Origin of the sequence: Streptomyces sp. NPDC088747, from assembly GCF_044751025.1 — a bacterium.
GTDB lineage: Bacteria > Actinomycetota > Actinomycetes > Streptomycetales > Streptomycetaceae > Streptomyces.
The window spans coordinates 152,090-175,149 of sequence record NZ_JBIVKZ010000002.1 but is presented as its reverse complement, the minus strand read 5'-3'; the positions used below and the strand labels follow the sequence as shown (position 1 = coordinate 175,149).

The window sequence follows — 23,060 nt, the reverse complement described above, 5'->3', positions numbered from 1 at the left end:
ACCGGAGAGCCACGTTGTCCCTGCTAAGCGGCGGACTGGGGCCGCGTCCAAGCCGCACTGGCAACGAGCTGTCGCTCGGGGTTCAGCCGGCGTCTTCCTCACCGTTCAGGTGCCGCATCGCGTATGGGCGCTCGTCTGGGTGCCGCGCAAGTCGTGCCATCATCCAGGCAGTGCGGGCGTCCATCCCCGGCTCGAACTCGGCCGCCAGGCAGCGGGCCTGCCACGTCGTCCGAGGCGCGAGCACCCAGCGCACGAGCGAGAACCGCACGCGGCCGGTGCCAGCCGCCTTCCCCGCTGACCTGGGTTCATTCTCCTGCGACGGGTCGGCGCCGTCCGGTGCGTGCGATGTTGTGTCGGCCACGCCGCGAGTGTCGCGGCGTGGCCGACCTCTACGGAGTCGAACAGCCCGGTGACCACCGGAAGGAGCTGCGGAGACCGCCGCTGTTGACGTCCAGGGCGGTCGCGTCGTTCGCCGTCACCGGGCCCATGCCGCCCCGCTTGGAGTCCGATCCGGACATGGCCGACTCGCGCCCTTCTCGCGCTGGCTCAGGATGCTCAGACTGCCGTACACGGACCTCTGGGGGAGGGACTTGGATCGTGGCTGGGCGTAAACGGGGCGCGGCTGCGCGCCGCTGGCGGGCGGCGCGGCTGAAGTCGGTGGTAGTGGGCGGTGGCTTGATGCTGGTCCTCATGGTGGTGTTCTGGTCGCGGGTGTGGCCGTACATCACAGGGGGCCTTGCTCATCGGTGGCGTCGTGTCGGCGGGGTGGTGGCTATGGCGTAGGGACCGGCTCGTCCGCGGGCGGGACCGTCGCTGGCGGCAGGAAGAGGCGGTGAAGGCCGGTCACCGGACACTCGCCGAGGTGGACGCGATGACCGGCACAGAGTTCGAGGAACTGGTCGCGAGTCTCTGCCGGCGAGACGGGTGCATTGACGTCCGGCGGGTAGGTGGTGCGAACGACAACGGCGCTGACGTTGTCGGCCGCCTCCCGGACGGCCGGAGTGTGGTGATCCAGTGCAAGCGCTACGCGCCGACCAGCACGATTGCGAGCCGTGAATTGCGCGATCTGCTGGGCGCCAAGGTGCACTTCGGGGCCGACCTGGCCGTGTTCGTCACGACCACGCGGTTCAGTCGCCCCTCCGAGAAGTTCGCGCTGCACCACGGAATTCTCGCCGTGCACCGGGATCACCTCGGGCTGTGGAACAACGGGGCCTCGTTGCTGTCCCTGGGTGAGGTGAACGGCCAAGGGCAGGGCGACTCCCGTCACCGAGCGCGCTGGAATCAGGTGTACGGAAAGTGACCGGCCCCGTGAGAGGACGAGGCCGGTCACGCTTCTCGGCCGCCTTGACGTTGTACCGCCTCTACACCGCGCGTAGGCAGAGCGCGGCTCCACCGCCGCCGTGCTCTGCCGTCGTCCAGAAGCCCCGCGATGCAGCATCAGCCGCGTTGGAAGACGTCCCTCGGGCTCTCTAGAGCGGCAGGAGGTTCGCAGCGAGGCTGAGGCTGGCGTTGTTTCGTCCAGGGGCGCGCGGTTACACGCGGGCGGGTACGCCGGCTAGGCCGTCGTCGCCATCCTCGTCGTCTTCGCCGTGTTTCTTGCGGTCGCGGGCCCCGTCGAGACTGTCCAAGTCAACGCGGAGGAAGTCCGCGAGGGTGCTGGCGGTCTCCGCTCCGGCCGAGGCGCCGGGCAGGCCCTCGATTCGCAGGCCAGAGGTGGTGTGGGCTACCGAGTAACCCAGCTCCTGGAGGACGCCGGTGAGTGCGTGATGCACGTAGGCACGCGTACTGCGGTGCAGGAGACCGGCGCGTCCGTCGGCCAGTCCTTCGGTCTGTTCACGTGCTGCGGCTGAGCGCGCGGTGGTGGAGACGAACCACTCCAGTGACGCGGCCCTCGTTCGGCTGATGTGATCAGTACGCCGACGGCCCGTGTGCGGTCGTCCGTGTCCGCGACGGGGAGTCCCATGCCTTTGCAAAGGATCTCCAGTTCGGTCGCGATTTGGTTGCCGTCGTGACGGTGGTTGCCCATGCGAGGAGCGCTTGTCAGGAATTACTGACCGGCGGCTCCGCCGAGTGGCCTCTGTCCCATGTAGTACTCCAAGGTGACCTGCATCCCGTGGAGTGTTTCCACCAGCCGCTCAAGCTGTGTCTTGGTGTCCTGCAGCTCGCTTCGGTAGGACGCCGCGAGCTGTTCGGCCGCGACCCGCCCCTCTTTCTCCTTGGCGAAGCGACGAACGGCTGCCGGGGGGAGGCCGCGGTCTCCCCCGTTGGGAGAGCCGGGAATACCGAGCTCTCGCCTACGCCTCTGTACCCAGCTGCCTACGGTCTTGCGTGAGATCTCGTACTCGTCGCACAGCTCCGCTACGGTCTTGCTCTGGGCGATCACGAGATCCGCCAGTTCAGCGCGCTTCTCCGGTGACAACGTGGACTTAAACGTCACGACGTACCTCTTCCTTTTCGATCAGGGACTGTCTCAGGCGAAGTAACTCCGCCTTGGCTGGAGGGGTGCGAGAGTAGGCGGAACCCCATCCGACTGTGTGACTAATGGCGCTGAAGGTGACGCACCGTCAACGGGATGAGCCACGTCCAGCGCGCTCACCGGCCTTCGCTGGAGGCGGTGGGTCGGGGGTAGGCGGCCGGACGTGGCGAGGGCACCAGGCCCCCATTGTCGGTGGCTTCCGGTATCAATCGGTGTGGAAGCGATCGTGGATCACGGTCGCGTGACCGCAGGGACGGGGTAGCTAATGACTGATCAGCCGGTATTCGTCCTGGGTAGCGATCTGCAGGCCCTGGAGCCAGCCGCGTTCGAGACCGAGGCGGAGTTCCAAGAGCTTCTCGCACGCCATCCTCGGGTGCTGGACTTCGGCTCTCTGGCCGATGGCCAGCCGTTGCGGCTGGTGTTGGTGGCGCGGGAGATGGGTGTCCCGACGAGCGCGGAGGGCGGTCCGGCGTACTGGCTGGACCACCTCTTCGTCGACGCCGACGGGGTACCCACGCTGGTCGAGGTCAAGCGGGCCACCGACACCAGGATCCGCCGCGAGGTGGTGGGTCAGATGCTGGACTACGCGGCGAACGGGGCGCGTTACTGGCCTGGGGCGCTGCTCCAGCGTTCCTTCGAGGAGACCTGCGTCGCGGACGGTCGATCGCTGGAAGAGGCGTACGGGGAACTGCTCGGCGACCGCTCCCCGGAGGAGTTCTGGACGGCGGTCGAGGAACGGCTGGCCGCCGGGCAGATGCGGTTGCTGTTCGTCGCAGACCGGATCCCGCTGGAGCTGAGGGCGATTGTCGAGTTCCTGAACCGGCAGATGCGGCAGACCGACGTGTACGCGGTCGAGCTGACCCAGTACCGAGGCGACGGAGACCTCCGCGTTCTCGTCCCGCGGGTCCACGGGGAGGTTGCCACGGCGGCGAAGTCCCCATCCGGCCGGCGTTCCATGCAGCGGACCACGCGTGACGAGATGGACGCGGCGATTCGTCATCGCCTCGCGTCAGAACCCAGGCGGATCGCGACCGCACTGCTCGATCACGCCGCGACCAGGGGACGGTTGGAGGGCGGTACGGCCAACTACCCGAGTATGTCCGTCTACTATCCCGTAGCCGGCCTGCGGGTGCCGATCTGGACGCTTTCCCTGTACGACAACCCAGCGAAGGAAGAACTCGCCTTCAGCTTCGGATCGATCACTCATCACCTCGGCCTCGACGGTGCGACCGTCTTCTCGGATTCGCTGCCAGCCATTCCCGAGTTGGAGAAGAAGCTGGAGGTACAACGGGAGAAGGGCTACAAGGGCTGGCCGTCGGTCTCGCTGGCCGCTCTTGCCGCCCAACCCGGTGCGGTGGAGGGCGTCCTGGCCACGATCCAGCAGCTCATGGACGGCCAGGGAGCCTCCGCTTGATCGCCTCGATGGCGCTGTCGGTCAGTACCGGCTTTGCGATCACGCAGACCTGGCTCCGGGCCCTCCGGGGGCAGCGCCATCGGACCGATCACCGCAGCTCACACGGGCAGGCAGGGGACTGCCTGAAGGCTGGGCTGGATGTCAGTGCTGACCCTCGCGGATTAAGGTGCGGGATGTGCAGCGCCCTCTGGTTTTCTTCGACCTCGACAACACCCTCGTGGACCGATGGGGAACGCTCGCCGACTGGGCCACCGAGTTCGCCACTCAGCACGGCCTGGAGGACGAGGAGCAGGCGCACATTTTGGACATGGTGGCCGAGCGGGCCTATCCGTGCACCTTCGACGCGATCCGCACCCGATAGAGGCTGCCCGTGTCGACCGCCGAGATATGGCGCGCGTACCGCACCGACATCGCGGCCTTGGTCAGGTGCTCGGCCGAGGTTCTCGACGGCTTGGACGAGCTGCGTGCGGCCGGCTGGCGGGTGGGGGTTGCGACCAACGGTGCGGTGGACATCCAGCGCGCCAAGCTGCGGGCCACCGGTATCGCCGAGCGCGTGGACGGCGTCTTCGTCTCCGAGGAGGCCGACGCTCGCAAACCGCAGACCCGGCACTTCGCCCTGGCGGCGGTCCGCTGCGGCACTGTGCTGAGCGACGGCGGCTGGATGGTCGGCGACAACCCGGTCAACGACATCGGCGGCGGACGCTCCGCGGGGCTGCACGGCAACGATAGCTCCTGGCCACCGGACGATCCCGGGCCGGACCACACGGTGCCGCACGCACGCGCCGCCATCGACCTGCTGCTCCTGCACTCAGCCGACCACGCGAGGACCACGACATGACGTACACCGTCGGGCTGCTGCACCCCGGCAGCATGGGATCCGCCTTTGGCGCTCAACTGCGCGCCGGCGGCCACCTCGTGCTGTGGTGCCCCGACGGACGCAGCGACGCAACCCGCCGCCGGGCCGAGCACGCGGGCCTGGAAGCCGCGGCACTGCCGGAGCTCATCTCCCGCTCTGACATGCTGCTCTCCCTGTGCCCTCCCGCCGCAGCGGAGGAGACCGCCGCCCAGGTAGCCGAGCTCGGCATGGCCAACGCGAGCACGATCTATGTTGAAGCTAACGCCGTCTCGCCATCGCGCGTGCAGCGCATCGCCGACCGCCTGGCCCCGATGCCGGTCATCGATGCCGCCGTGGTCGGATCGCCTCCGGTGGGCGGCAAGTCCCCGACGCTCTATATGTCTGGCCCCGGCGAGAAAGCCGACCGGATTGCCGAACTCTTCGCCGGCACCGACGTGCAGACGCATGTTCTGGGCGACAGCATCGGCCAAGCCTCCGCTCTCAAGCTCGCGTACTCCAGCTATCAGAAGGTCTCCCGTGTGCTGGCCGCCGTGGCGTACGGGGCGGCGGACACGTACGGTGTCGCGGATGAGCTGCTGGTGATTGCCGCCAAGCGCAACCGCAGCTACCTGGTGGAGACCGACTACATCCCCAAGACGGCTGCCCGCGCCTGGCGTTGGGGCCCAGAACTTGAGGACGCGGCGGCTCTGCTCGCCGACGCAGGGCTGCCGGACTCCCTCATGCGCGCTGCTGCGGCGACGCTCGCCCGGTGGGACGGCAACAAAGACGAGCACCTAAATATCGCCGAGGCACTGGAAGTCCTGCGCGTCGAGGGGGGCCTGGACAACCTGAGCTGAGCAGGGTGTATTGCGCCGCGTTCGTCAGGCGCGAGGTGAAGTGGTGCGGACGATGTCGTCGATCCTCTGTGCGGCTTGACGGGGTGCCGTCGCATCCGTGTCCAAACGCAGCTCCCACTGAGCCCAAGGATGAGCCGCAAGATCGGCCCGAGTGGCGTCCCACGTAGTCAGCCGGGCCGCCGTGTCGTTGTCACCCCGCAGGGGTGAGCGTTGGGCGGTGGTCTCCTTGGAACACCACAGCAGAACGCGCACCCAGTGCGCCGGGAAGAGGGCGGTCACCTGCTCGATTCCCGCCATCTGGCCGAGGTGGACGACTGGGGTCCGGCCGACCTCCATGGCCTGTTCGAGCCCGGGCCGGTCGACGACGTAGACATTGCCGTACCGCTCGTTGCAGTAGATGACATCGCCGCGTGCCTCCAGTTCGGCCAGCTGCTCCGATGTGCCCATCCGGTAGCCATCGGTTTTCCCGGTCCCGATCTTCATGCGGGCGAACGGCACGTATCGCGCGTCGAGTTCGGTGAGTGCGGCCGTGATCGTGTCCTTGCCCGCCGCTGGCGGCCCGTACAGCAGGATGCCCTGTCTCACGGGAACATCGTCCCGAAGACCTGGCGCACCTGGTCCGTGAGCGATATCGCGGCGCCGAGCCGGTTGTCGACGACCAAGTGCGGGACGACGGGGCGGAGTTCGAGGTCGATCCCGGTGGCGTACGTGTCCCAGTTCTGGAGTTTCCAGCTGTCCCGGCCAGCGGACCGGAAGCTGATGTACTCGTGCATCGTGTCGAGGTCGCACTGAATCCAGACGACAGCGAGGGTGACGCCACGCGCTTCGCAGCGATTGATCAGGCGCCGCATCCACCGAGGGTCGGTGGTCTCGGAGATGAAGGGCGCGGAGAGTACGGTGCTGATCGCGCAGTCAATGTTCGCGTACGCGGTCTCCAGCAGGCACTGGTACTCCAGCGGGCGGACCTTCTCCCGGTAGAGATCGGTGTGCCGGTCGTTGGGCTCGCTGCCCATTTCAACAAGGAGGCGCTCGACGAGCGGGCGCGTGATCGGGTCCTTGTCGAGGACGGGCCATCCGGTGAGCTGCGACAGGAAGCGCGCGAACTCCGACTTCCCGCTGCCCGCGTAGCCGCCGACCATCATCAGCGTCGGCCGGTTCGGATCACCGCCGGTGTGACGCCGCTTCCAGGCGTTGATGATCCGCTGCTGGACGCCCAGGCCGTCGGCGTCCTCCGCGCTGGGTGCCAGCTGGTGCAACGCCCGTTCCACGGCCAGGACATGGGCGCCGTTCTGCGGTTCGCTAGACGCGGTGAACTTGAGCTTCGTGGCCTCGTCGGGAAGCGCGTTGCGGAAGCCGAGTTCGGGCTCCGTGGCGCGGTACAGCAGGCAGTACGCGCGACGGTAGTGCGGTCCGGGGTAGACCCTCACCCTGCTCGTGCTGCCACAGCGTCTGGAAGTTGGCGGCCGGCACCGTGAGCCCCTCCGGGCCACCTCGCGCAGTTGCTCGCCCGCACCTTCGAGCGTCAGGCCGTGAGCTTCGCGTTGCCGTCTCAGCTTGTCCGGGCGTCACCCTGGGCGACTCTTACTCACCGCGCTTATCGCCTGCCCGTCCCTGGTCATGATCCGGAGCCTAAGTCTGCCTGTCATGAACCCGTGTGTAAGCGGATGTTGAAAAGTCAGACCCACCGGCCATGAGCTGCTGATGAGCAGCTTCGGCAACAGCTTGTGATACTCCGCACACCCCCGAACCGCTGTCATGGTCACACCGACGCGGTCGTCGTTTACCCGCCTCAGTCTCCAGTATCCGTACGCAATCGGAGGGGGCTCCGCGGTGGCTGTCGATGTTGCTGTCCTGCTGATCCTCGGCATCGTGATCGTCTTCATGTGCCGCGGCGGTGGGCTCAAGGCGGGTCACGCCGTGGTGTGTGCGGTGTTCGGCCTCTATCTCGCCGGGACCCACAACGTCGGCCCGTTCGCGAAGGACGTCACGACGTCGGTCGCGGGCCTGCTGTCGGGGCTGAGGCTGTGAGCGCGCCGCCGCCGGCTCGGCACTCGTCCAGCCATCCGAATGACTCCGACGAAGGGAGGCGACCTGTCCTCGATGGCGGGATGGCGGTACGAGAGGCCGAGCGCCGGTACGGTCCGTTCGGCCCTGCGACCGTCAAGCCGTACTCCAGCACGCAGCGGGCGGTCGACGGCGGCTCACTGCTGAAGTTCTACATGGGGGTTGACCCTGAGGGCCGACGTCAGCGTGAGGCCGAGACGGTCTGGCGTGCGGCTCACTGGGGTCTCTCGGTTCCGGAAGTCCTGGCCACAGGGAGGTGCGAGGCTGGATCCTGGTCGGTTTTCCGCATGCTGCCGGGCGTGCCATGTGGCGTGCGTACAAGCCGGGCGATCGAGGAGTACGTCGGCCACGTCCTTCACCTGACGCACAGCATTCACCGGTCCTCGCCCAGCGTCACACCGGGTCCCGGCTGGAGCGGTGAACGAGGGCGCCCTACGCCGCAGCGTCAATTCCTGCTCAGCCAGCTCTCCCCGCGCTGTCGGCTACGGCCGTGGTGGGCAGCGCTGACAGAGGCCCTCCAACCGCTTGAATCGCATCCCGTTGTCCACCTCCATGGTGATCTCAAGCCCGAGCACCTCTTGGTCGACGATCACCAACTGAGCGTCGTCGACTGGAGGCGAGCGTCTGCGGGCCCGCTGTCGCCGACTACACCGAAGTGGTGTTTCACCTCATACGTGACCTGCTGTACACGGGCGTGAAGCCCGGCAGTGTCGCGATCGATCTCATCACCCAACTGCCGTTCAGCGGGCCTGTTCTGGCCTGGCGCCTACTGCTCTGGCTCGATCGCCGTCGCCCCCAGGACATCGACCTCGTCGCGGCCCGCGACATCCACCGACTTGCCACCGAGGAGCACGCCGCAACCGGCTACTCGGTGTTGGCTCGGGCGGTCTCGGACCTGCGCGCTGCCGATGTCCCTCGCTGAATCCTCGCTCGCTGCTCACCCAGGCGTGTTCACGCCTGCGCTCATCCACCTTCTGCCCACCCTTGGAACGGGAGTTCGCGATGCCCCGTACGAGCACGATCATCGGCAACAGCCACCTTGTCATCGACACCGCCATGGCCAGTCCGGACGTGACGGCCATCGTCGAACGGAAGGGCCTCGGTCACCCGGACACTCTGGCCGACCATCTCGCCGAGCGGCTGTCCCGCGCCTACAGCCATCACACCGTCGCGCGCTTCGGCGCTGTGCTGCACCACAACTTCGACAAGCTCGCCCTCCTCGGGGGCGCGAGCGAGGTCCGGTACGGCGCCGGCCGGATGACCGCCCCGGTCAGGGTGCTCGTCAACGGCCGTGCCGCGCCCATGTGCGGAGGGGAACGGATTCCCGTCGAGGAGATCGTGGAGGCCGAGGTGCGGGCCTTCTTCGCCGAGAGGCTTCCCGAGGTCTCGGACCACCTCGACATCGTCTTCAACATCACCAGCAATTCGAGCCCGGGCGCCGTCCTCACCGGCGACGAGGTGCCCGACCGGACGCGCTGGTTCAGCCCGAGGTCGATCGAGGACCTGCGGGAGCGGCGGGTGCGACTGTCCAACGACACCTCGCTGGGAACCGGCTGGGCTCCCGAGAACGTCTTCGAGTCGTTCGTCCGCGAGCTGGTGAACCACTTCTCCGGGGAGAGCGAGTTCACCCGCACCCACGCCTGGTGCGGATCGGACGTCAAACTCATGGGGTTCTGGGACGGGGAGCAGGCCGACGTCGTGCTCTGCGTTCCGCAGAAGTCGCGGTTCGTCGCGAGCCGGGCCGAGTACGTGCGGAACGCGGAGAGCGTGCTCGCCGAGTGCCACAGGCTCGCAGCCCTCCAACTCCCTGGCGCGGAGGCGCGGTTCCGGCTCAACGCGCGCGACGTACCGGAGAAGGACGAGCTGTACCTCACGTACACCGGCAGCTCGATCGAGTCCGGAGACGAAGGAGTCGTCGGCCGCGGTAACCGGGTCAACTCTTACCCGTCCGTTGCGGGTGCCCGCCTGACGATGTCGGACAGCGGTCCGCGGTAGGTGGTGCCGAGCTTGCTCACCACGCCCAGGGTGGGGCCGGGCCCGTTCTTCATGCGACTCACATAGTTTTCGGGCAGCAGTACCCGGTCGCCGATCTCAAGTGGTGTGCTCCCGCGCCAGCGGTAGGCGTATCCGCCGACATCCACAACCTGATGGCCGTCGATCTCGTACACGCGCTTCGAGTCGTCCAGTTGTTCCTCAAGCTCTTTGACGCGGTGTTCCAGTCGTTCGATCCGAGATTTGGAAAAGCTCGCACTGCTCTCGCTGCCGGATTTGTAGCCGTCACTCCATCCGCGTTGGTGGGCCTCGGCCACGGCTTTGTCCTGCTCCGTGGCATGCGTGCCGCACGCCACGTCCGAGCCCGATATCCGGACCTTGCACGGGTTGCCGGAGCGGGTCGGGCGCCCGCAGGTGCGGTTGTGGTGGTTGGTCATGTGAGATCCCCCTGGAAGCAGCTGACCGTGATCTTCTCGCAGGTTTCTGCCGGGGGGACGGCGGAAATCAGACATACCTCGGATTTGTTGATTGGTGCGTGGCGGTGTCGTCGACCTGGCTCAATGGACGTATGGAGACCGGGGAATGCTGGGCGTATCGGGCCACACCGAAGGAGCTGGGTGGCGCGGTGCGCCAAGTGGAGATCGTCCGAGTGCGCGGCTCTGGAAGATCAGGACGCGTACACGTGCGGTTCCTGGACGGTGATGAGGCTGGCCTGCAGGAGTGGGTGAGCCCCGCCTGCCTGGTGGCCTCGTGGAATGACGTCGAGTCCTTCAGGGCGGATGACACGGCGGAGCTGGCTCTGGCCGAGGCGTCAAGGGAGGTCCGGGGCAGCGCGGAGTTCGAGGCGGCCCGGATGATCCTCGGCTTCGTCCGGCCCAAGGGCCGCTTGCGTCTGCGTAGAGCGGTGGCTGACGCGGGGGTCCTGGAGTTGGGTCACCTCGACGAGACGGCACCGCTTGTCGGCACGGATCCCACCGGACTACGGGGCGATCCCATGGTCCACGAGGACCGCAACGGCTTTTGCACGGCGGGCTGGCCGGTTACCGAGCGGATCGCACGGCAAGTCGCCCGGCGCCTGGCCGAGGAGATCCTGCCCGAGGTAGACCGCAAGCAGCAGGCAGTGGACGAGGAGCGGGCTCGCCCCGCCTACTACTCGTACCAGCGTCGGGACGACCGCAAGCTGGAAGCGGAAGCAGCCGTCCTGCGCACGGTGCGGGAGTGGTGCGGTGAGGACAAGACGGAGCGCTACGACGAGTTGGTTGCCCTACGTGCCGAGGTCATCCGGATCGGGGAGCTGGTCGAGAAGGCGGTCAAGGCACTACGCGACCGCGGCCACGGCGTCATCGCCTCCACCATTGAGCGCGACCTTGGGGTCCATGTCGCCAGCCTTGATCCTGACGTGCGTCGATGAGACCGCGCCACGGATCTGGCTCCGCCTTGGGCGGCGCCGGCTGTGCAGCGGGCTTCTTTTCCTTCTCCGGCCGGTCTGGGTGCCAGCTGTCGAGGAACGGCCGCAGTTGATCTCCCGTCGGCTCCGCGTGGAAGTTGAGGGAAGCCAGGCCCTTGCCGCCAAGGGTGGGGTCGAGCCGGTCGGCCTCCGCCTTGCCCCAAGCCGACCACTCTCCCAGTCTCTCGACTTCGAGGGCGTCTTCCGACGCGGCGGCGGCTTCATCCAGAGCGGCGCAGAACGTCCGGATCTCCCCTGCAGCCTGCCACCTCTCAAGGGCCGTGCCGAAATGCTCGGCCCGTACCGCGTGAGCCGCCTTGATCGAAGCCCCGCTGACGGCGGCCTCCCACTCCCGCCGCTCACGCTCCTCCCGCTCCGCTTCCAGGCGCCGGCGCTCAGCCTCCTGCCGCTCCCGCTCCTCTCGCAGGCGCTGCTGCTCCGATTCACGTTCCAGTTGAGCCCGCTCCTCTTCCTCTGCGCGAGCCTTCAACGCCCGGAGGACTGAACCGATCTGCTCCTGCAACGGTTTCTTGGTCGTGTCGGCCCACTCCTTCTTCCAGCCGTAGCTGTAGCTGGAATCCGAGTGCTGGCTGACCAGCAGTTCCAGTTCACCGGACGGCTCGGACTTCTGGGCCGGGGCGACACGTTGCCAGTCGTACGTACGGCGGCCCGGCTGCTTGGGGACGTACCGGACCGGCTTCTGCCGTTCGCGGAAGCTGACCTCGTACGTTCTGCCGCGGACGGTGAGCAGCGGCCTCGGCTGCCTGCGCTTCTTCGACACCGCGATCTCGCCGTGGCGTGCGAGGGCTTGCTCGGCGAGGAGACGGAGCAGCGAGAGCACCCGGGGGAGGACTTCCTCCGAGATCTCGAAGGCACTGTGGTCCGCAGTGACCGCGGCGATCACGTCCTCAACATCGGTGATCACACGACTGCGCGCCAGCCGGATCCGGTTCCACTCGGTCTCGTCCTCGCCGGTCACCCTGAGCAGGCCGAGGAAGAAGTCGCCCTTCGCCCGCCCGCTGTACTTCAGGCTGTATCCCTCGGGAGCGCACTGCCGGGCTGCGTCGAATGCCCTGCGGTAGCGGGCCCGTTCCTCGTTGCTGGGGTTCGGGATCCGGAGGAACCGCCCAGCCTGCTGCACCTCCGCGATCAAAGCGGCGCCGACTTCCGCCGGCGACGGCCGTGAGGGCTTCGCGAGGCGCTGCGGCGCTGGCGTCGTCGTGGGTGAGGCTGCGGCTTGCCTCTGCGCTGGAGGGGTTGTTCGTGTCTGTTGCTCAGAACCCGCCGACCGCTGCTTGCGCTGAGCCGGTTCCGGCCGGTCCGGGTGATGGCCGTGCTCCAGGTAGAAGTGTCCCGCGTCAGTGATCTCCGCCTGCCACTTCCCACCCTGCTTGGGCATGGTGATCAGGCGCCGCTCCTTGAGCGCGTGGGCAGTAAGAGCGAGCTCGGGGTTGGCCGACGTGACGGGGTCGGTTCCATCCCCGATGCGGGTGAGGAGCGCGAGCTGCCGGTCATTTAACGGAGACCATGGGTGCATGGCGCTCGTCGTACCGTCTGCGGGCCCCTTGGCACAAGCCGTGGGGATGACTCTCCCGGGGTGCACGTGGCGCGCGGCTTGCTCAAAGGCGGAGAGTCACTCGCTGGGAGCGGATCCCGAAGATCACACCCAGTCAGCTCCCAAAATGGGCCCGCAACGCAAATCAGGGCTGGTGCTGATCTCTCAGCACCAGCCCTGACCTGGTGTTTTAGCTGTCGGGGTGGCGGGATTTGAACCCACGACCTCTTCGTCCCGAACGAAGCGCGCTGCCAAGCTGCGCTACACCCCGATTGTCGCTGGTGTGGCGGCGACGTCGTTTACTTTAGCCCACTGGTGGCTGGAGACGAAATCCGGTTTCGGGGTGTCTGGACCGGCGGCGGACCGGGTCGGGGCGGAGGTGGTCGAGGGTGACGAGGAGGAGGGCGAGGGCGTAGAAGGCGAGGCCGAGGAGCAGGGCGTTGGCGAGGACGCCGGGGTAGCCGTGCCGGTCGACGTCCAGGAAGGGGTAGAGATAGCGCGCCGGGGACCCCGGCGACATCATCGCCCCGCGGGCCAGCGAGAACACCAGGTAGGCGAGGGGATAGAGGAGCCAGGTCGCCGCGTGGCGGAGGGCCAGGGGAGCGGGGCGGGTCAGCAGGAGCCAGTCGACCGCGGCCGCGATCGGCGTCACCGTGTGCAGGAGGTGGTTGGCGACCGCCTGCCAGCCGGTGGGCGGAGCGGCGTCTCCCGTCATCGAGAAGACGCTGGACTCGTTCGCCAGGATCAGGTGGTAGACCAGGCCCGTGATCGAGATGTAGAGCAGGGTGCCGCCGGTCACCACGCCGGGCAAGGGCCGCCGGGCCGTCCAGGCGCGGCCGGCCGACGCGATGAACACCACCGCCACGAGCAGGCTGCTCTGGATCGTGAAGTAACTGAGCACGCGGAGAGGATCGCCCAGGATCAGGTCGATGGCCACGCCCGTCGCCGCCGTCAGGGCCACGAGGATGCGGAAAGTCGCCGCCAGTGGGCGGCGCACGGGGGCCACCACCGCCGTCGCGGGGACGAGGAAGGGAGCCGGCGCGGGGATACCCGGTATCGCGGGGAGCTCGGGTATGTCCTTGGGGATCGGGGCGGTCATGGCCCCACGCTAGGGCGGATTCACGAATCGGGCGATGCGGGTCATCTAGGTGGGTTACGTCATGTTCCTGTTGGCGGCCGGCTCGCTCGGCCGCCCGCTCAACGACTCCGCGCCCGATCGAGGGCTTCTCCCCGCAGCTGACCGAGGGCCCGTGCCCCGAGCCCGATCAGCGGACTCCGCCCCCGTCGCGCAGCAGTCCCCATCGCCCAGCACCCTGCCACCCAGCACCCGCCTACTTCCGCTCCACCAACGTAAGCAACGAAGCCTCCGGCGGGCAGGCGAACCGTACCGGCGTGTAGCGGTTCGCTCCGCAGCCCGCTGAGACGTGCATGTACGACGTGCGGCCCTCGGCCGTGTGCGTGGAGAGGCCCTTGACGCGGTCCGTGTCCAGGTCGCAGTTGGTGACGAAGGCGCCGTAGAAGGGGAGGCAGAGCTGGCCGCCGTGGGTGTGGCCGGCCAGTATCAGGGGGTAGCCGTCGGCCGTGAACGCGTCGAGCGTGCGCAGGTACGGGGCGTGGACCACCCCCATCGAGAAGTCGGCCGACTCCGACGGGCCGCCGGCCACGCGCGCGTACCGGTCCCGCTTGATGTGCGGGTCGTCGAGGCCGGTCAGCTCCACGGACGCGCCCTCGATCTTCAGCTCCCCGCGGGAGTTCGTCAGGTTCAGCCACCCCGCCGTGTCGAAGGCGTCGCGCAGGTCCTCCCATGGGTTGTGGACGGCGTCCACAACGGGCTTGTTGCCGTTCAGGCCGTGGCGGCCCTGTGCCTTCTCGAACAAGTACCGGGCGGGGTTGCGGAGTTTGGGTCCGTAGTAGTCGTTCGAACCGAAGACGTACGCCCCCGGAATGTCCATCAGTGGAGCCAGCGCGTCCAGCACCTCGGGGACGCCCTCGGGGTCGGAGAGGTTGTCCCCGGTGTTGATGACGAAGTCGGGGCGCAAGCCGGCCAGGGAGCGCAGCCAGCGCTGTTTCTTGCGCTGACCGCTCACCATGTGGATGTCGGAGACCTGGAGAACGCGCAACGGCCGCATGCCGGGCGGCAGCACCGGCACCGTCACCCGTCGCAGGCGGAAGGAACGGGCCTCGAACCCTGCCGAGTACAACAGACCGGCGGCGCCCACCGCCGTGATTCCCAGGGGTACTCCGTATAGCGCGCGCATACGTCCATCGTGTCAGACCGCGGCCACCCGGCGTGCCCCCTGTGGACAACCCTGCCGCGTACTCGCGCCGTCGCGACGGACCGCGCCTCGAAAATCAGCAGGCAGCCGCCACTCCACACCTGCGACAATCGACGACATGACCACGCTCAAGGCGAAGCTCAAGGAAGACCTCAACACTGCCATCAAGGGGCGCGACGAGCTCCGCTCCTCGACGCTCCGGCTGACCCTCGCCGCGATCACCAAGGAGGAGGTCGCGGGCAAGACCAAGCGCGAACTCTCCGACGAGGAAGTGCAGAAGGTGATCACCCGCGAGGCGAAGAAGCGCCGTGAGGCCGCGGACGCCTTCGCGCAGGGCGGGCGTGCCGAGTCGGCGGAGCGGGAGAAGGCGGAGGGCGAGGTCCTCGCCACGTACCTGCCGAAGCAGCTCTCCGAGGACGAGCTCCGGCAGATCGTCGCCCAGGCCGTCGAGGAGGCCAAGGCGGCGGGCGCCGAGGGACCGCGTGCCATGGGTCAGGTCATGAAGATCGTGAACCCGAAGGTGGCGGGCCTCGCGGAGGGCGGCCGCGTCGCCGCCGTGGTCAAGCAGCTCCTCGCGGGCGCCTGACCGGACGTTCGGCGGGGCGCCGACCGGGCCCTCACCGGGCGCCGGACTGGGCCCTCACCAGGCTCCGGATCGGGCCCTCACCGGGCTCCGGACCGGCCCCTCGACCGAGCGCCAGACCGGACACCTGGCACCGGACGCCTGACCGGGCCCCGCGCGGACACGCAGGCCCCAGACCGGCCCGCCGCCGAGACGCAGGCCCCTGACCGCCCCCGCGCCGCCCCACCCCGGCCCCCGTGCCACGGCGACCCCGATCGCAGAGCCTCGCAAAATCCAACCCACCCACGCCTACGACAGTGGGGGCGCCCCTCGTAAAAAGGGACGCCCCCACCGCCGTATCACCTACACCAGATCACCTGCACGAATCACTCAAGCGAAGTCCCGGCACAGGACCCGGCCCGACCCGCACAGCCGGACCCGAACTACCCGACCCGCACAGCCGGACCCGAACCCGAACTACCCGACCCGCACACCCGGACCCGATACAGACCCCGGCCCGGCCCGGAATTACCCGTCCCGCCCGCCGTTCCCATTACCCCCGTCACTCTGCCCCTGGAGGAACCCCTCCGGGATGGAGAAGGAAGGCGTCGGGAAGGTGTTGCCGCCGGTGCTGGCGCCGGTGTTGGCCCCGGTCGTGGTGAGGCCGCCGTCGTCGCCGCCCCCGCCCCCGTTGTTGTTTCCGTTCCCGTCGTCACCGTTGTCCCCGTCGTCGCCCTTGTCCTTGTCCTTGGGCTTTTCGGCGTCGGGGATGTTGACGAGGTTGAAGGACGGGGACTCCTTGCCCACGAGGGCGCCGGTCATCGCGTCCTTCCAGATCGGACCCGGCACCTGGCCGCCGTAGACCTTCTCGTGCCAGACGCCGCCGATCGTGATGTTCTCCATCTCGACCTTCTGGGTGGCGCTGCCGACCCAGACCGCGCCGGCGAGGTTCGGCGTGTAACCGACGAACCAGGCGTTCTTACGGGAGTCCGTCGTACCCGTCTTACCGGCGTTGGCGCGGTCGGTGAGACCGGCCGCCTGACCCGTACCGGAGTCGATCACTCCGCTCAGCAGGGTGTTGACGGTGTCCGCGGTCTTCTCGGACATCGCCCGCGAGCAGGTGGACTTCGGCACGGCGAGCGACTTCCGCTTCTCGCCGACCTTCTGGGTGATCGACTCGATGGCGACCGGGCTGCAGTACATGCCCCGGGCGGCGAAGGAGGCGTACGCGCTGGCCATCGTCAGGGGCGAGAGACCCACCGCGCCGAGGGCGATGGACGGGCTCTCCGGGAGCTTGGTGCCGTTGCCCTGGGTGACGTGCAGCTTGTTGGTCATGTCGACCACGGGGCACAGGCCGATGTCGGAGATCATCTGCACGAAGTACGTGTTGACCGACTTGGCCATCGCGTCCTTCAGCCGGTAGGGACCGACCTCGGACTCGTCCTCGTTCTCGACCGTCTCGCCCGTGGTGTTGACGTAGGGGTTCTTGCAGGTCTGAACGGGGCTCGGGTACTCCATGTCGTACGGCGACGAGTACTCCTGGGTCGCCGGCCGGCCCTCCTCCAGTGCCGCCGCGGCCACGAACGGCTTGAACGTCGAACCGGTCGGGAAGCCGTAGTTCGAGCCGCCCATGGAGTTGTTGACCGAGTAGTTGTACTCGGTCTCGTTCTTGCCGTAGCCGTACGGCGTCGCCTGGCCCATGCCGACGATCTTGCCCGTGCCCGGTTCGACCAGGGTGGCCGCCGCGGTGACCGTGTCCGACTGGTTGACGTGGTCCTTGAGCGAGGCCTGCACCGACTCCTGGGCCTGCGGGTCGAGCGTCGTACGGATCGTCAGGCCGCCCTGGTTCCAGACCTTCGCCCGCTGCTCCTTGGTCTTGCCGAAGACCGGGTCGCTGAGGAAGACCTTCTCCACGTACTTGCAGAAGAAGCTCGCGCCCTCGACCGCCGTGATGCAGCCGTTGTTCGGCTTGCTGACCTTCAGGCCGAGCGGGGCCTTCATGGCCTTGTCGGCCTCCGCCTGCGAGATGTCGTGCGTCTCGGCCATGCGCTGGAGCACGGTGTTGCGGCGCTTGGTGGCCTCCGCCTCGTCGTTGACCGGGTCGTACCGGCTGGGCGACTGGACGATGCCCGCGAGCAGCGCGGACTCCTGGACGTTCAGGTCCTTGGCGGACTTGGAGAAGTACCGCCGGGCGGCGGCCTCGACGCCGTAGGCCTGCTCGCCGAAGAACGTGATGTTCAGGTAGTTCTCGAGGATCTTCTTCTTGCCCAGCTTCTCTTCCAGCTGGATCGCGTACTTGAGCTCGCGGATCTTGCGGCCGATGGTCTGCTGGGTGGCCTGGGCGACCTTCGTCGGGTCGTCGCCGGCCTCTTCGACGAAGTAGTTCTTCACGAGCTGCTGCGTGAGCGTGGAGGCGCCCTGGGACACCCCGCCGCTCTGCGCGTTCTGGTTCAGGGCGCGCAGGACGCCCTTGAGGTCCACCGCGCCGTGCTCGTAGAAGCGCGAGTCCTCGATGGCGACGATCGCCTTCTGCATGTACGGCGAGATGTTCTTGAGGGCGACCACGGTCCGGTCGCGCGAGTAGACCGTCGCGATCTGACCGCCGTCGCTGTCCAGGATCGTGGTCCGCTGACTCAGCTTCGGACTCTTCAGGTTGTCCGGAATCTCGTCGAAACTCTGGACGGAACCCTTGGCGGCGAGGCCGAGCGCGCCCGCCGCGGGCAGCGCGATTCCGGCCATGACGGCACCTGCGAGCACGCTGACACCGAGGAACTTGGCGGCCTGCTGGAATGGCGACAGACCACCGCCCGAGCGCTTCTTTGGCATGAGGGCAGCCTACGTTCTCAATCGCCGGACACGCGTATAGGCCTTGGCCTAAGCTGCTCTCAACTGTCACAGCAGTACGGCCATGTATCAATACGTCCGGCGACCCCGAATCGTTCCGGAAGTTCTCCAACTTTTTGTTGGGGGCGTGTCCGAATCCGCCTTGTGTGTCATCAGGCGTCCGTTGTGACTCAACTGAACTATCCCGGTTTGCCGGGAAACTCACGTATGTCCTCAGGTCACTCCCCCGGGTGATCTGCCGCTTACGCATAGTCCGTTCGGGCCATCCAAGATTGGGCCCGAAGGGGGTGTTGCGCTGTGCCCACCTTCCGTAACGTCCTCAACTGGCGGCGGTGAATATGCCGCTGCCGCCGTGGGGGAGCCTCGATTCGGGAGAGGACGGCGCCGGTATGGGCTGGGTAACCGACTGGAGTGCGCAGGCGGCCTGCCGCACTACCGATCCAGATGAACTGTTCGTTCAAGGAGCAGCGCAGAACAGGGCGAAGGCAGTGTGCACCGGATGTCCGGTGCGCACGGAGTGCCTCGCCGACGCGCTCGACAACCGCGTCGAATTCGGCGTGTGGGGTGGCATGACAGAGCGGGAACGGCGTGCGTTGTTGCGCCGGCGACCGACCGTCACCTCATGGCGACGCCTGCTCGAAACCGCGCGTACGGAGTACGAGCGCGGTGCGGGCCTGCTGCCCCTTGATGAGGAAGAGGTGTACGAGCGCTATTTGGCGGTGGGCTGAGGGCGTCCCCCTCGGGGGCGTGCCACTCGGACCACCGCAGGTCTGTTCACCAGAGGTCTGTGAACCCTGTCAGGCCTTCCAGGCCTGCGAGGTCACTCCGGGCCACCGCGGGCCCATGCGGCCCTGCGGCAGCCCGGTTCGGGATGCCCGACGGTTCGGGATGTCCGACGCGGCCCTGACGGGCCCCGGTGTGAGCTCTGCGGGCCTCCTCGGAACTTCTGAGGTCTACCTCTGAGGTCCACCAGGGACTCACGGACTCACTCACGCCTTCCCGGGCCTTCACCGGGTGCCTAGGGCCCCGGTCTTCACCGGCTTCCTTGGGCCCTCGGTCTTCAAGGCATGCTCGGGCCCCGGGCCCCGGGCCATGGGCCCTTCAGGGGCACGGTAGGCGCCGGCAGGCACCGTCACGCGCCGGATTCGGGCAGCTCCGGCCGACCGGCCGCGAGCCGGTTTCCGATGTCCCGCAGCCCTGCCAGATCGTGTACGTCGCCGGGCAGCGCCGCCACTTCGGCCACCGCCACCTCGGGGTGGAGGGCGGCGAAACGGTCACGCGTGCGCTGCTCGCGGGAGAGCAACTGCATGCGCTCGGCGTGCAGCCTCAGCAGACCTGCGGTGAGTTGTTCGACGGTCCGGCCGGTGTCCTCGGCGGTCCCGTTTCCGTTGGTGGCGACAGTCCTGTCCGTGGCGGCGGGGGAGCCTTCGTCGGGATCGTCGGTGGCTGGTGCTTCGGAAGCGGGAGATTCTGAACTGTCGTACGTGTCGGGAGAGTTACGAAGACCAGCCTTCCCGCCCCCCTGATCGACAATGCGAGCGTCGTCAAGATTTTCCGCGGCATCGGCATCAGCCTTCGCCACGGCATCGGCATCAGCGTTCTCCACGGCATCGACGTCGGCGTTCTCCGCGGTGTCGAGTCCGAGGTTCTCCGCGGCGGCGAGAGCCCGCTCGGCGGACAGTTGGGCGGCGCCGCTGCCGTGCACCCGGTTGAGGACCAGACCGGCGAAGGGCATGTCCTCGGCCGCCAGCCGCTCCACGAAGTACGCGGCCTCGCGCAGCGCGTCCCGCTCCGGGGCGGCCACCACCAGGAAGGCCGTGCCGGGTGCCTGGAGCAGCTTGTACGTGGCGTCCGCGCGCGTGCGGAACCCGCCGAACGTGGTGTCCATCGCGGACACGAAGGTCTGTACGTCCTTGAGGAGTTGGCCGCCCAGCAGCTTCCCCAGGGTGCCGGTCATCATCGACATCCCGACGTTCAGGAACTTCATCCCCGCGCGCCCGCCCAGCTTCGCCGGCGCCGTCAGCAGCCGGATCAGCCGCCCGTCCAGGAAGGAACCGAGACGCTTGGGCGCGTCGAGGAAGTCCAGGGCCGAGCGGGACGGCGGGGTGTCGACGACGATGAGGTCCCATTCCTCCCTCGCCCGCAGCTGGCCCAGCTTCTCCATCGCCATGTACTCCTGCGTGCCCGCGAAGCCCGCCGAAAGCGACTGGTAGAAGGGGTTGTTCAGGATCACGGCCGCCCGCTCACGGTCCGCGTGCGCCTCGACGATCTCGTCGAAGGTGCGTTTCATGTCGAGCATCATGGCGTGCAGTTCGCCGTCCCCGTCGACGCCCTTCACCCGGCGCGGGGTGTTGTCCAGGGAGTCGATGCCCATGGACTGGGCGAGGCGCCGAGCGGGGTCGATGGTGAGCACGACGACCTTGCGACCGCGCTCGGCGGCACGCAGCCCGAGGGCCGCCGCCGTGGTCGTCTTCCCGACGCCGCCCGAACCGCAGCACACCACGATGCGGGTCTCCGGGTCGTCGAGCAGCGGATCGACGACCAGGAGGCGGGCCGCGTCCAGCGCGCGCCCCGAATCCGACACGCCGCCGCCTTCCGCCGCGCGAACGGAATCGCGCGTACGGGCGGACTCGCTTGTGCGGGTGGACTCGCTTGTGCGGTCCGAGGATTCGCGTGTGCGGTCCGAGTCCGAGCTCATGAGATCCCTTGCTGACGCAGGTCCTTGGCCAGGTGGTACAGGCCCGCGAGGGACATTCCCTCGGCGAGCAGCGGGAGTTCGTGCAGCGAAAGGCCCTGTTCCAGGAGCACCGCCCGCTGCTCGCGCTCCAGGGTGTGGCGCTCGGCGTACTCCGCGGCCTGTTCGAGCAGCGGGTCCACCAGCCGCTCGGCGAGCCCGCCGCGACGGGCGCCGCCGAGTCCGGCCGCGGAGAGGGACTTGGCGATGGCGGTACGGGGGGCCGCCGCCGTGAGTTCGAGGTCGGCGTCGTCGAGCAGCGCGGGCCGGACCATGTTCACGATGATCCGCCCCACCGGGAGCTTCGCGGCCCGCAGCTCGGCGATGCCGTCGGCCGTCTCCTGTACGGGCATCTCCTCCAAGAGCGTCACCAGGTGGACGGCCGTCTCCTTGGACTTGAGGACGCGCATGACGGCCTGTGCCTGATTGTGTATCGGGCCGATCTTCGCCAGGCCCGCGACCTCGTCGTTGACGTTCAGGAAGCGGGTGATGCGGCCCGTGGGCGGCGCGTCCATGACCACGTAGTCGTACGCGAACCGCCCGCTCTTGTCCTTGCGGCGGACGGCCTCACAGGCCTTGCCGGTCAGCAGCACGTCCCGGAGACCGGGCGCAATGGTGGTCGCGAAGTCGATGGCGCCGAGTTTCTTCAGGGCCCGGCCGGCACTGCCCAGTTTGTAGAACATCTGGAGGTAGTCCAGAAGGGCCAGTTCGGGGTCGATGGCGAGGGCGAACACCTCCCCGCCCCCGGGAGCGACGGCGATCTTCCGCTCCCCATAGGGCAGCGCTTCTGTTTCGAAGAGCTGCGCGATGCCCTGCCTGCCCTCGACCTCGACGAGGAGAGCGCGCTTGCCCTCCGTGGCGAGGGCGAGCGCGAGGGCGGCGGCTACCGTGGTCTTGCCGGTACCGCCCTTGCCGCTGACGACCTGGAGCCTGCTCACGTATTCGAGCCTAACCAGTCGGCCGCCGTACTAAGCAGGAGGCTGTGGACAACGTGTGCGGGAAGCGGCGTACGAGGCCCGCGGGAGGGTGTCCGCGGCAGCCGCTACAGTCGCCCGTATGACCAAGTGGGAATACGCAACCGTGCCTCTGCTCGTCCACGCCACGAAGCAGATTCTGGACACCTGGGGCGAGGACGGCTGGGAGCTCGTCCAGGTGGTGCCCGGGCCGAACAACCCCGAGCAGCTGGTGGCCTACCTGAAGCGGGAGAAGGCATGAGCGGCGCCGTCGAGTCCAAGCTGGCGGAGCTCGGGCTGACGCTGCCCGCGGTCGTCCCGCCGCTGGCCGCGTACCAGCCCGCCGTGCAGTCCGGTGTGTACGTCTACACCGCTGGGCAGCTCCCCATGGTGGAGGGCAAGCTTCCGCTCACCGGCAAGGTGGGCGCCGAGGTCACGCCCGAGGAGGCCAAGGACCTGGCTCGCGTCTGCGCGCTGAACGCGCTCGCCGCGGTCAAGTCCGTCGCCGGCGACCTGGACCGCGTCGCGCGGGTCGTGAAGGTCACCGGCTTCGTCGCCTCCGCCTCCGACTTCACCGGCCAGCCGGCCGTGCTCAACGGCGCCAGTGAGCTCCTCGGCGCGGTTCTCGGCGACAAGGGCGTCCACGCCCGCAGCGCGGTCGGCGTGGCGGTCCTCCCGCTCGACGCACCGGTCGAGATCGAGATCCAGGTGGAGCTCTCCACCCCGGCCGGCGCCTGACGAAGAGCCTTTCGGCGGCGTACGTTCGGTGGCGTACGGGCGTACGGGCGTACGGGCGTACGGGGGTCCGGGAACGGAGCCTTCGGGGCCCTCGGGTACGGGGCGGGCAGGGGCGCAGGGTACGAAGAACCCGCGGGCGCCCCGGCCCGAAGCCCGGCCCGAAGCGGGGGCCGGGGTTTGGGCCTGAACCCCGGCCCGGCGCGTAGCCCCCGCCTGGAGGAACCCCCGGCCCCGGGTTTTGGCTGCCCCCCGTACTCCGTGCCCCGGCCCACGCCGTCAGCTGGGGTGATCCCCAAGCGCCTCTCGAACATCC

At 68.2% G+C, this 23,060-nt stretch carries 27 protein-coding genes and 1 tRNA gene; 14 read left to right on the top strand and 14 right to left on the bottom strand.

Annotation, left to right across the window (positions count from 1 at the left end; genetic code table 11):
* Nucleotides 1–82 precede the first annotated feature (82 nt).
* Together ACIP79_RS05250 and ACIP79_RS05245 are read right to left on the bottom strand one after the other, a co-directional pair.
* A complete protein-coding gene (locus tag ACIP79_RS05250; RefSeq protein ID WP_401219575.1) occupies nt 83–361 on the bottom strand; it encodes a hypothetical protein in 279 nt (92 codons plus the stop codon).
* A gap of 28 nt (nt 362–389) precedes the next feature.
* The gene (locus tag ACIP79_RS05245; protein ID WP_401219573.1) at nt 390–518 is read right to left on the bottom strand and encodes a hypothetical protein; all 129 of its coding nucleotides are present in this window, start codon (nt 516–518) and stop codon (nt 390–392) included.
* Nucleotides 519–871: 353 nt separating this feature from the next.
* Here ACIP79_RS05245 and ACIP79_RS05240 point away from each other — a divergent pair, with 353 nt between their 5' ends.
* A complete protein-coding gene (locus tag ACIP79_RS05240; RefSeq protein ID WP_401220875.1) occupies nt 872–1,300 on the top strand; it encodes a restriction endonuclease in 429 nt (142 codons plus the stop codon).
* Between the two features lie 232 nt (nt 1,301–1,532).
* On the opposite strand, the gene ACIP79_RS05235 is transcribed toward ACIP79_RS05240, so the two are convergent.
* Nucleotides 1,533–1,772 carry a hypothetical protein gene (locus ACIP79_RS05235; RefSeq protein ID WP_401219571.1) on the bottom strand — a complete coding sequence of 80 codons (240 nt, stop codon included), beginning with the start codon at nt 1,770–1,772 and terminating at the stop codon, nt 1,533–1,535.
* A gap of 275 nt (nt 1,773–2,047) precedes the next feature.
* A complete protein-coding gene (locus ACIP79_RS05230; protein ID WP_401219569.1) occupies nt 2,048–2,437 on the bottom strand; it encodes a hypothetical protein in 390 nt (129 codons plus the stop codon).
* A 304-nt stretch (nt 2,438–2,741) separates the two neighbouring features.
* On the opposite strand from ACIP79_RS05230, the gene ACIP79_RS05225 reads away from it, so the two are divergent.
* From ACIP79_RS05225 to ACIP79_RS05210, 4 genes are all read left to right on the top strand, one after another.
* Entirely contained in the window at nt 2,742–3,890 is a 1,149-nt protein-coding gene (locus tag ACIP79_RS05225) for a hypothetical protein (RefSeq protein WP_401219567.1), read from the top strand.
* Between the two features lie 175 nt (nt 3,891–4,065).
* Nucleotides 4,066–4,251, top strand: coding sequence for a hypothetical protein (locus tag ACIP79_RS05220; protein WP_401219565.1), 186 nt, complete (start codon nt 4,066–4,068; stop codon nt 4,249–4,251).
* Between the two features lie 9 nt (nt 4,252–4,260).
* A complete protein-coding gene (locus ACIP79_RS05215; RefSeq protein WP_401219563.1) occupies nt 4,261–4,728 on the top strand; it encodes an HAD family hydrolase in 468 nt (155 codons plus the stop codon).
* Entirely contained in the window at nt 4,725–5,582 is an 858-nt protein-coding gene (locus tag ACIP79_RS05210) for a DUF1932 domain-containing protein (RefSeq protein WP_401219560.1), read from the top strand. The genes ACIP79_RS05215 and ACIP79_RS05210 overlap by 4 nt, the downstream gene beginning before the upstream one ends.
* A 24-nt stretch (nt 5,583–5,606) precedes the next feature.
* Here ACIP79_RS05210 and ACIP79_RS05205 read toward each other — a convergent pair whose 3' ends face one another.
* Nucleotides 5,607–6,167, bottom strand: a complete 561-nt coding sequence (locus ACIP79_RS05205) for a guanylate kinase (RefSeq protein WP_401219558.1) — start codon at nt 6,165–6,167, stop codon at nt 5,607–5,609.
* Nucleotides 6,164–7,009 carry an AAA family ATPase gene (locus tag ACIP79_RS05200; RefSeq protein WP_401219555.1) on the bottom strand — a complete coding sequence of 282 codons (846 nt, stop codon included), beginning with the start codon at nt 7,007–7,009 and terminating at the stop codon, nt 6,164–6,166. The genes ACIP79_RS05205 and ACIP79_RS05200 overlap by 4 nt, the downstream gene beginning before the upstream one ends.
* A 403-nt stretch (nt 7,010–7,412) precedes the next feature.
* Between ACIP79_RS05200 and ACIP79_RS05195 the strand changes: the two genes are divergently transcribed.
* The 4 genes from ACIP79_RS05195 (at nt 7,413) to ACIP79_RS05180 (ending at nt 9,641) form a co-directional block, all read left to right on the top strand.
* The gene (locus ACIP79_RS05195; protein ID WP_401219552.1) at nt 7,413–7,610 is read left to right on the top strand and encodes a hypothetical protein; all 198 of its coding nucleotides are present in this window, start codon (nt 7,413–7,415) and stop codon (nt 7,608–7,610) included.
* 80 nt (nt 7,611–7,690) lie between these two features.
* Complete coding sequence (locus ACIP79_RS05190; protein WP_401219550.1) at nt 7,691–8,344, top strand: phosphotransferase; 654 nt, start codon at nt 7,691–7,693, stop codon at nt 8,342–8,344.
* Complete coding sequence (locus tag ACIP79_RS05185; protein ID WP_401220983.1) at nt 8,305–8,568, top strand: hypothetical protein; 264 nt, start codon at nt 8,305–8,307, stop codon at nt 8,566–8,568. Before ACIP79_RS05190 ends, ACIP79_RS05185 begins: the two co-directional genes overlap by 40 nt.
* 80 nt (nt 8,569–8,648) lie before the next feature.
* Nucleotides 8,649–9,641 carry a methionine adenosyltransferase gene (locus ACIP79_RS05180; protein WP_401219547.1) on the top strand — a complete coding sequence of 331 codons (993 nt, stop codon included), beginning with the start codon at nt 8,649–8,651 and terminating at the stop codon, nt 9,639–9,641.
* Here ACIP79_RS05180 and ACIP79_RS05175 read toward each other — a convergent pair.
* Nucleotides 9,587–10,075: a hypothetical protein gene (locus tag ACIP79_RS05175; RefSeq protein ID WP_401219545.1), complete on the bottom strand. Its 489-nt coding sequence runs from the start codon at nt 10,073–10,075 to the stop codon at nt 9,587–9,589. The genes ACIP79_RS05180 and ACIP79_RS05175 overlap by 55 nt on opposite strands.
* 131 nt (nt 10,076–10,206) lie before the next feature.
* Here ACIP79_RS05175 and ACIP79_RS05170 point away from each other — a divergent pair, with 131 nt between their 5' ends.
* Nucleotides 10,207–11,049, top strand: a complete 843-nt coding sequence (locus ACIP79_RS05170; protein ID WP_401219542.1) for a PE-PGRS family protein — start codon at nt 10,207–10,209, stop codon at nt 11,047–11,049.
* Here ACIP79_RS05170 and ACIP79_RS05165 read toward each other — a convergent pair.
* From ACIP79_RS05165 to ACIP79_RS05150, 4 genes are all read right to left on the bottom strand, one after another.
* Complete coding sequence (locus ACIP79_RS05165) at nt 10,979–12,622, bottom strand: PE-PGRS family protein (RefSeq protein ID WP_401219539.1); 1,644 nt, start codon at nt 12,620–12,622, stop codon at nt 10,979–10,981. The genes ACIP79_RS05170 and ACIP79_RS05165 overlap by 71 nt on opposite strands.
* 215 nt (nt 12,623–12,837) lie before the next feature.
* A tRNA-Pro gene (locus tag ACIP79_RS05160) sits at nt 12,838–12,911 on the bottom strand.
* A 33-nt stretch (nt 12,912–12,944) separates the two neighbouring features.
* The gene (locus tag ACIP79_RS05155; RefSeq protein ID WP_401219537.1) at nt 12,945–13,739 is read right to left on the bottom strand and encodes a Pr6Pr family membrane protein; all 795 of its coding nucleotides are present in this window, start codon (nt 13,737–13,739) and stop codon (nt 12,945–12,947) included.
* A gap of 232 nt (nt 13,740–13,971) precedes the next feature.
* Nucleotides 13,972–14,898, bottom strand: a complete 927-nt coding sequence (locus tag ACIP79_RS05150) for a metallophosphoesterase (RefSeq protein WP_401219534.1) — start codon at nt 14,896–14,898, stop codon at nt 13,972–13,974.
* A 136-nt stretch (nt 14,899–15,034) separates the two neighbouring features.
* Between ACIP79_RS05150 and ACIP79_RS05145 the strand changes: the two genes are divergently transcribed.
* On the top strand, nt 15,035–15,502 hold the full coding sequence (locus ACIP79_RS05145; protein ID WP_383677839.1) for a GatB/YqeY domain-containing protein: 468 nt from the start codon (nt 15,035–15,037) through the stop codon (nt 15,500–15,502).
* 504 nt (nt 15,503–16,006) lie between these two features.
* Here the strand turns inward: ACIP79_RS05145 and ACIP79_RS05140 are convergent.
* Nucleotides 16,007–18,304 (bottom strand): transglycosylase domain-containing protein, encoded by a 2,298-nt coding sequence (locus tag ACIP79_RS05140; protein ID WP_401219530.1) that lies wholly within the window; start codon nt 18,302–18,304, stop codon nt 16,007–16,009.
* Between the two features lie 407 nt (nt 18,305–18,711).
* Between ACIP79_RS05140 and ACIP79_RS05135 the strand changes: the two genes are divergently transcribed.
* Nucleotides 18,712–19,050: a WhiB family transcriptional regulator gene (locus ACIP79_RS05135; protein ID WP_365430232.1), complete on the top strand. Its 339-nt coding sequence runs from the start codon at nt 18,712–18,714 to the stop codon at nt 19,048–19,050.
* Nucleotides 19,051–19,454: 404 nt separating this feature from the next.
* Here the strand turns inward: ACIP79_RS05135 and ACIP79_RS05130 are convergent, their stop codons facing one another.
* Together ACIP79_RS05130 and ACIP79_RS05125 are read right to left on the bottom strand one after the other, a co-directional pair.
* A complete protein-coding gene (locus ACIP79_RS05130; protein WP_401219528.1) occupies nt 19,455–21,020 on the bottom strand; it encodes an ArsA family ATPase in 1,566 nt (521 codons plus the stop codon).
* Complete coding sequence (locus ACIP79_RS05125) at nt 21,017–21,994, bottom strand: ArsA-related P-loop ATPase (RefSeq protein WP_383677833.1); 978 nt, start codon at nt 21,992–21,994, stop codon at nt 21,017–21,019. Before ACIP79_RS05125 ends, ACIP79_RS05130 begins: the two co-directional genes overlap by 4 nt.
* A 118-nt stretch (nt 21,995–22,112) precedes the next feature.
* On the opposite strand from ACIP79_RS05125, the gene ACIP79_RS05120 reads away from it, so the two are divergent.
* A complete protein-coding gene (locus ACIP79_RS05120) occupies nt 22,113–22,271 on the top strand; it encodes a DUF4177 domain-containing protein (RefSeq protein WP_003967454.1) in 159 nt (52 codons plus the stop codon).
* A complete protein-coding gene (locus ACIP79_RS05115; protein ID WP_401219524.1) occupies nt 22,268–22,747 on the top strand; it encodes a RidA family protein in 480 nt (159 codons plus the stop codon). Before ACIP79_RS05120 ends, ACIP79_RS05115 begins: the two co-directional genes overlap by 4 nt.
* The last annotated feature ends 313 nt before the right edge of the window (nt 22,748–23,060 follow it).

Excerpts from the sequence above, each read along its gene's own strand:
- ACIP79_RS05245 (WP_401219573.1), bottom strand. The coding sequence starts at position 518 with ATGTCCGGATCGGACTCCAAGCGGGGCGGCATGGGCCCGGTGACGGCG.
- ACIP79_RS05240 (WP_401220875.1), top strand. The coding sequence starts at position 872 with ATGACCGGCACAGAGTTCGAGGAACTGGTCGCGAGTCTCTGCCGGCGA.
- ACIP79_RS05225 (WP_401219567.1), top strand. The coding sequence starts at position 2,742 with ATGACTGATCAGCCGGTATTCGTCCTGGGTAGCGATCTGCAGGCCCTG.
- ACIP79_RS05210 (WP_401219560.1), top strand. The coding sequence starts at position 4,725 with ATGACGTACACCGTCGGGCTGCTGCACCCCGGCAGCATGGGATCCGCC.
- ACIP79_RS05190 (WP_401219550.1), top strand. The coding sequence starts at position 7,691 with ATGGCGGTACGAGAGGCCGAGCGCCGGTACGGTCCGTTCGGCCCTGCG.
- ACIP79_RS05180 (WP_401219547.1), top strand. The coding sequence starts at position 8,649 with ATGCCCCGTACGAGCACGATCATCGGCAACAGCCACCTTGTCATCGAC.
- ACIP79_RS05175 (WP_401219545.1), bottom strand. The coding sequence starts at position 10,075 with ATGACCAACCACCACAACCGCACCTGCGGGCGCCCGACCCGCTCCGGC.
- ACIP79_RS05170 (WP_401219542.1), top strand. The coding sequence starts at position 10,207 with ATGGAGACCGGGGAATGCTGGGCGTATCGGGCCACACCGAAGGAGCTG.
- ACIP79_RS05165 (WP_401219539.1), bottom strand. The coding sequence starts at position 12,622 with ATGCACCCATGGTCTCCGTTAAATGACCGGCAGCTCGCGCTCCTCACC.
- ACIP79_RS05155 (WP_401219537.1), bottom strand. The coding sequence starts at position 13,739 with ATGACCGCCCCGATCCCCAAGGACATACCCGAGCTCCCCGCGATACCG.
- ACIP79_RS05150 (WP_401219534.1), bottom strand. The coding sequence starts at position 14,898 with ATGCGCGCGCTATACGGAGTACCCCTGGGAATCACGGCGGTGGGCGCC.
- ACIP79_RS05145 (WP_383677839.1), top strand. The coding sequence starts at position 15,035 with ATGACCACGCTCAAGGCGAAGCTCAAGGAAGACCTCAACACTGCCATC.
- ACIP79_RS05140 (WP_401219530.1), bottom strand. The coding sequence starts at position 18,304 with ATGCCAAAGAAGCGCTCGGGCGGTGGTCTGTCGCCATTCCAGCAGGCC.
- ACIP79_RS05135 (WP_365430232.1), top strand. The coding sequence starts at position 18,712 with ATGGGCTGGGTAACCGACTGGAGTGCGCAGGCGGCCTGCCGCACTACC.
- ACIP79_RS05130 (WP_401219528.1), bottom strand. The coding sequence starts at position 21,020 with ATGAGCTCGGACTCGGACCGCACACGCGAATCCTCGGACCGCACAAGC.
- ACIP79_RS05120 (WP_003967454.1), top strand. The coding sequence starts at position 22,113 with ATGACCAAGTGGGAATACGCAACCGTGCCTCTGCTCGTCCACGCCACG.
- ACIP79_RS05115 (WP_401219524.1), top strand. The coding sequence starts at position 22,268 with ATGAGCGGCGCCGTCGAGTCCAAGCTGGCGGAGCTCGGGCTGACGCTG.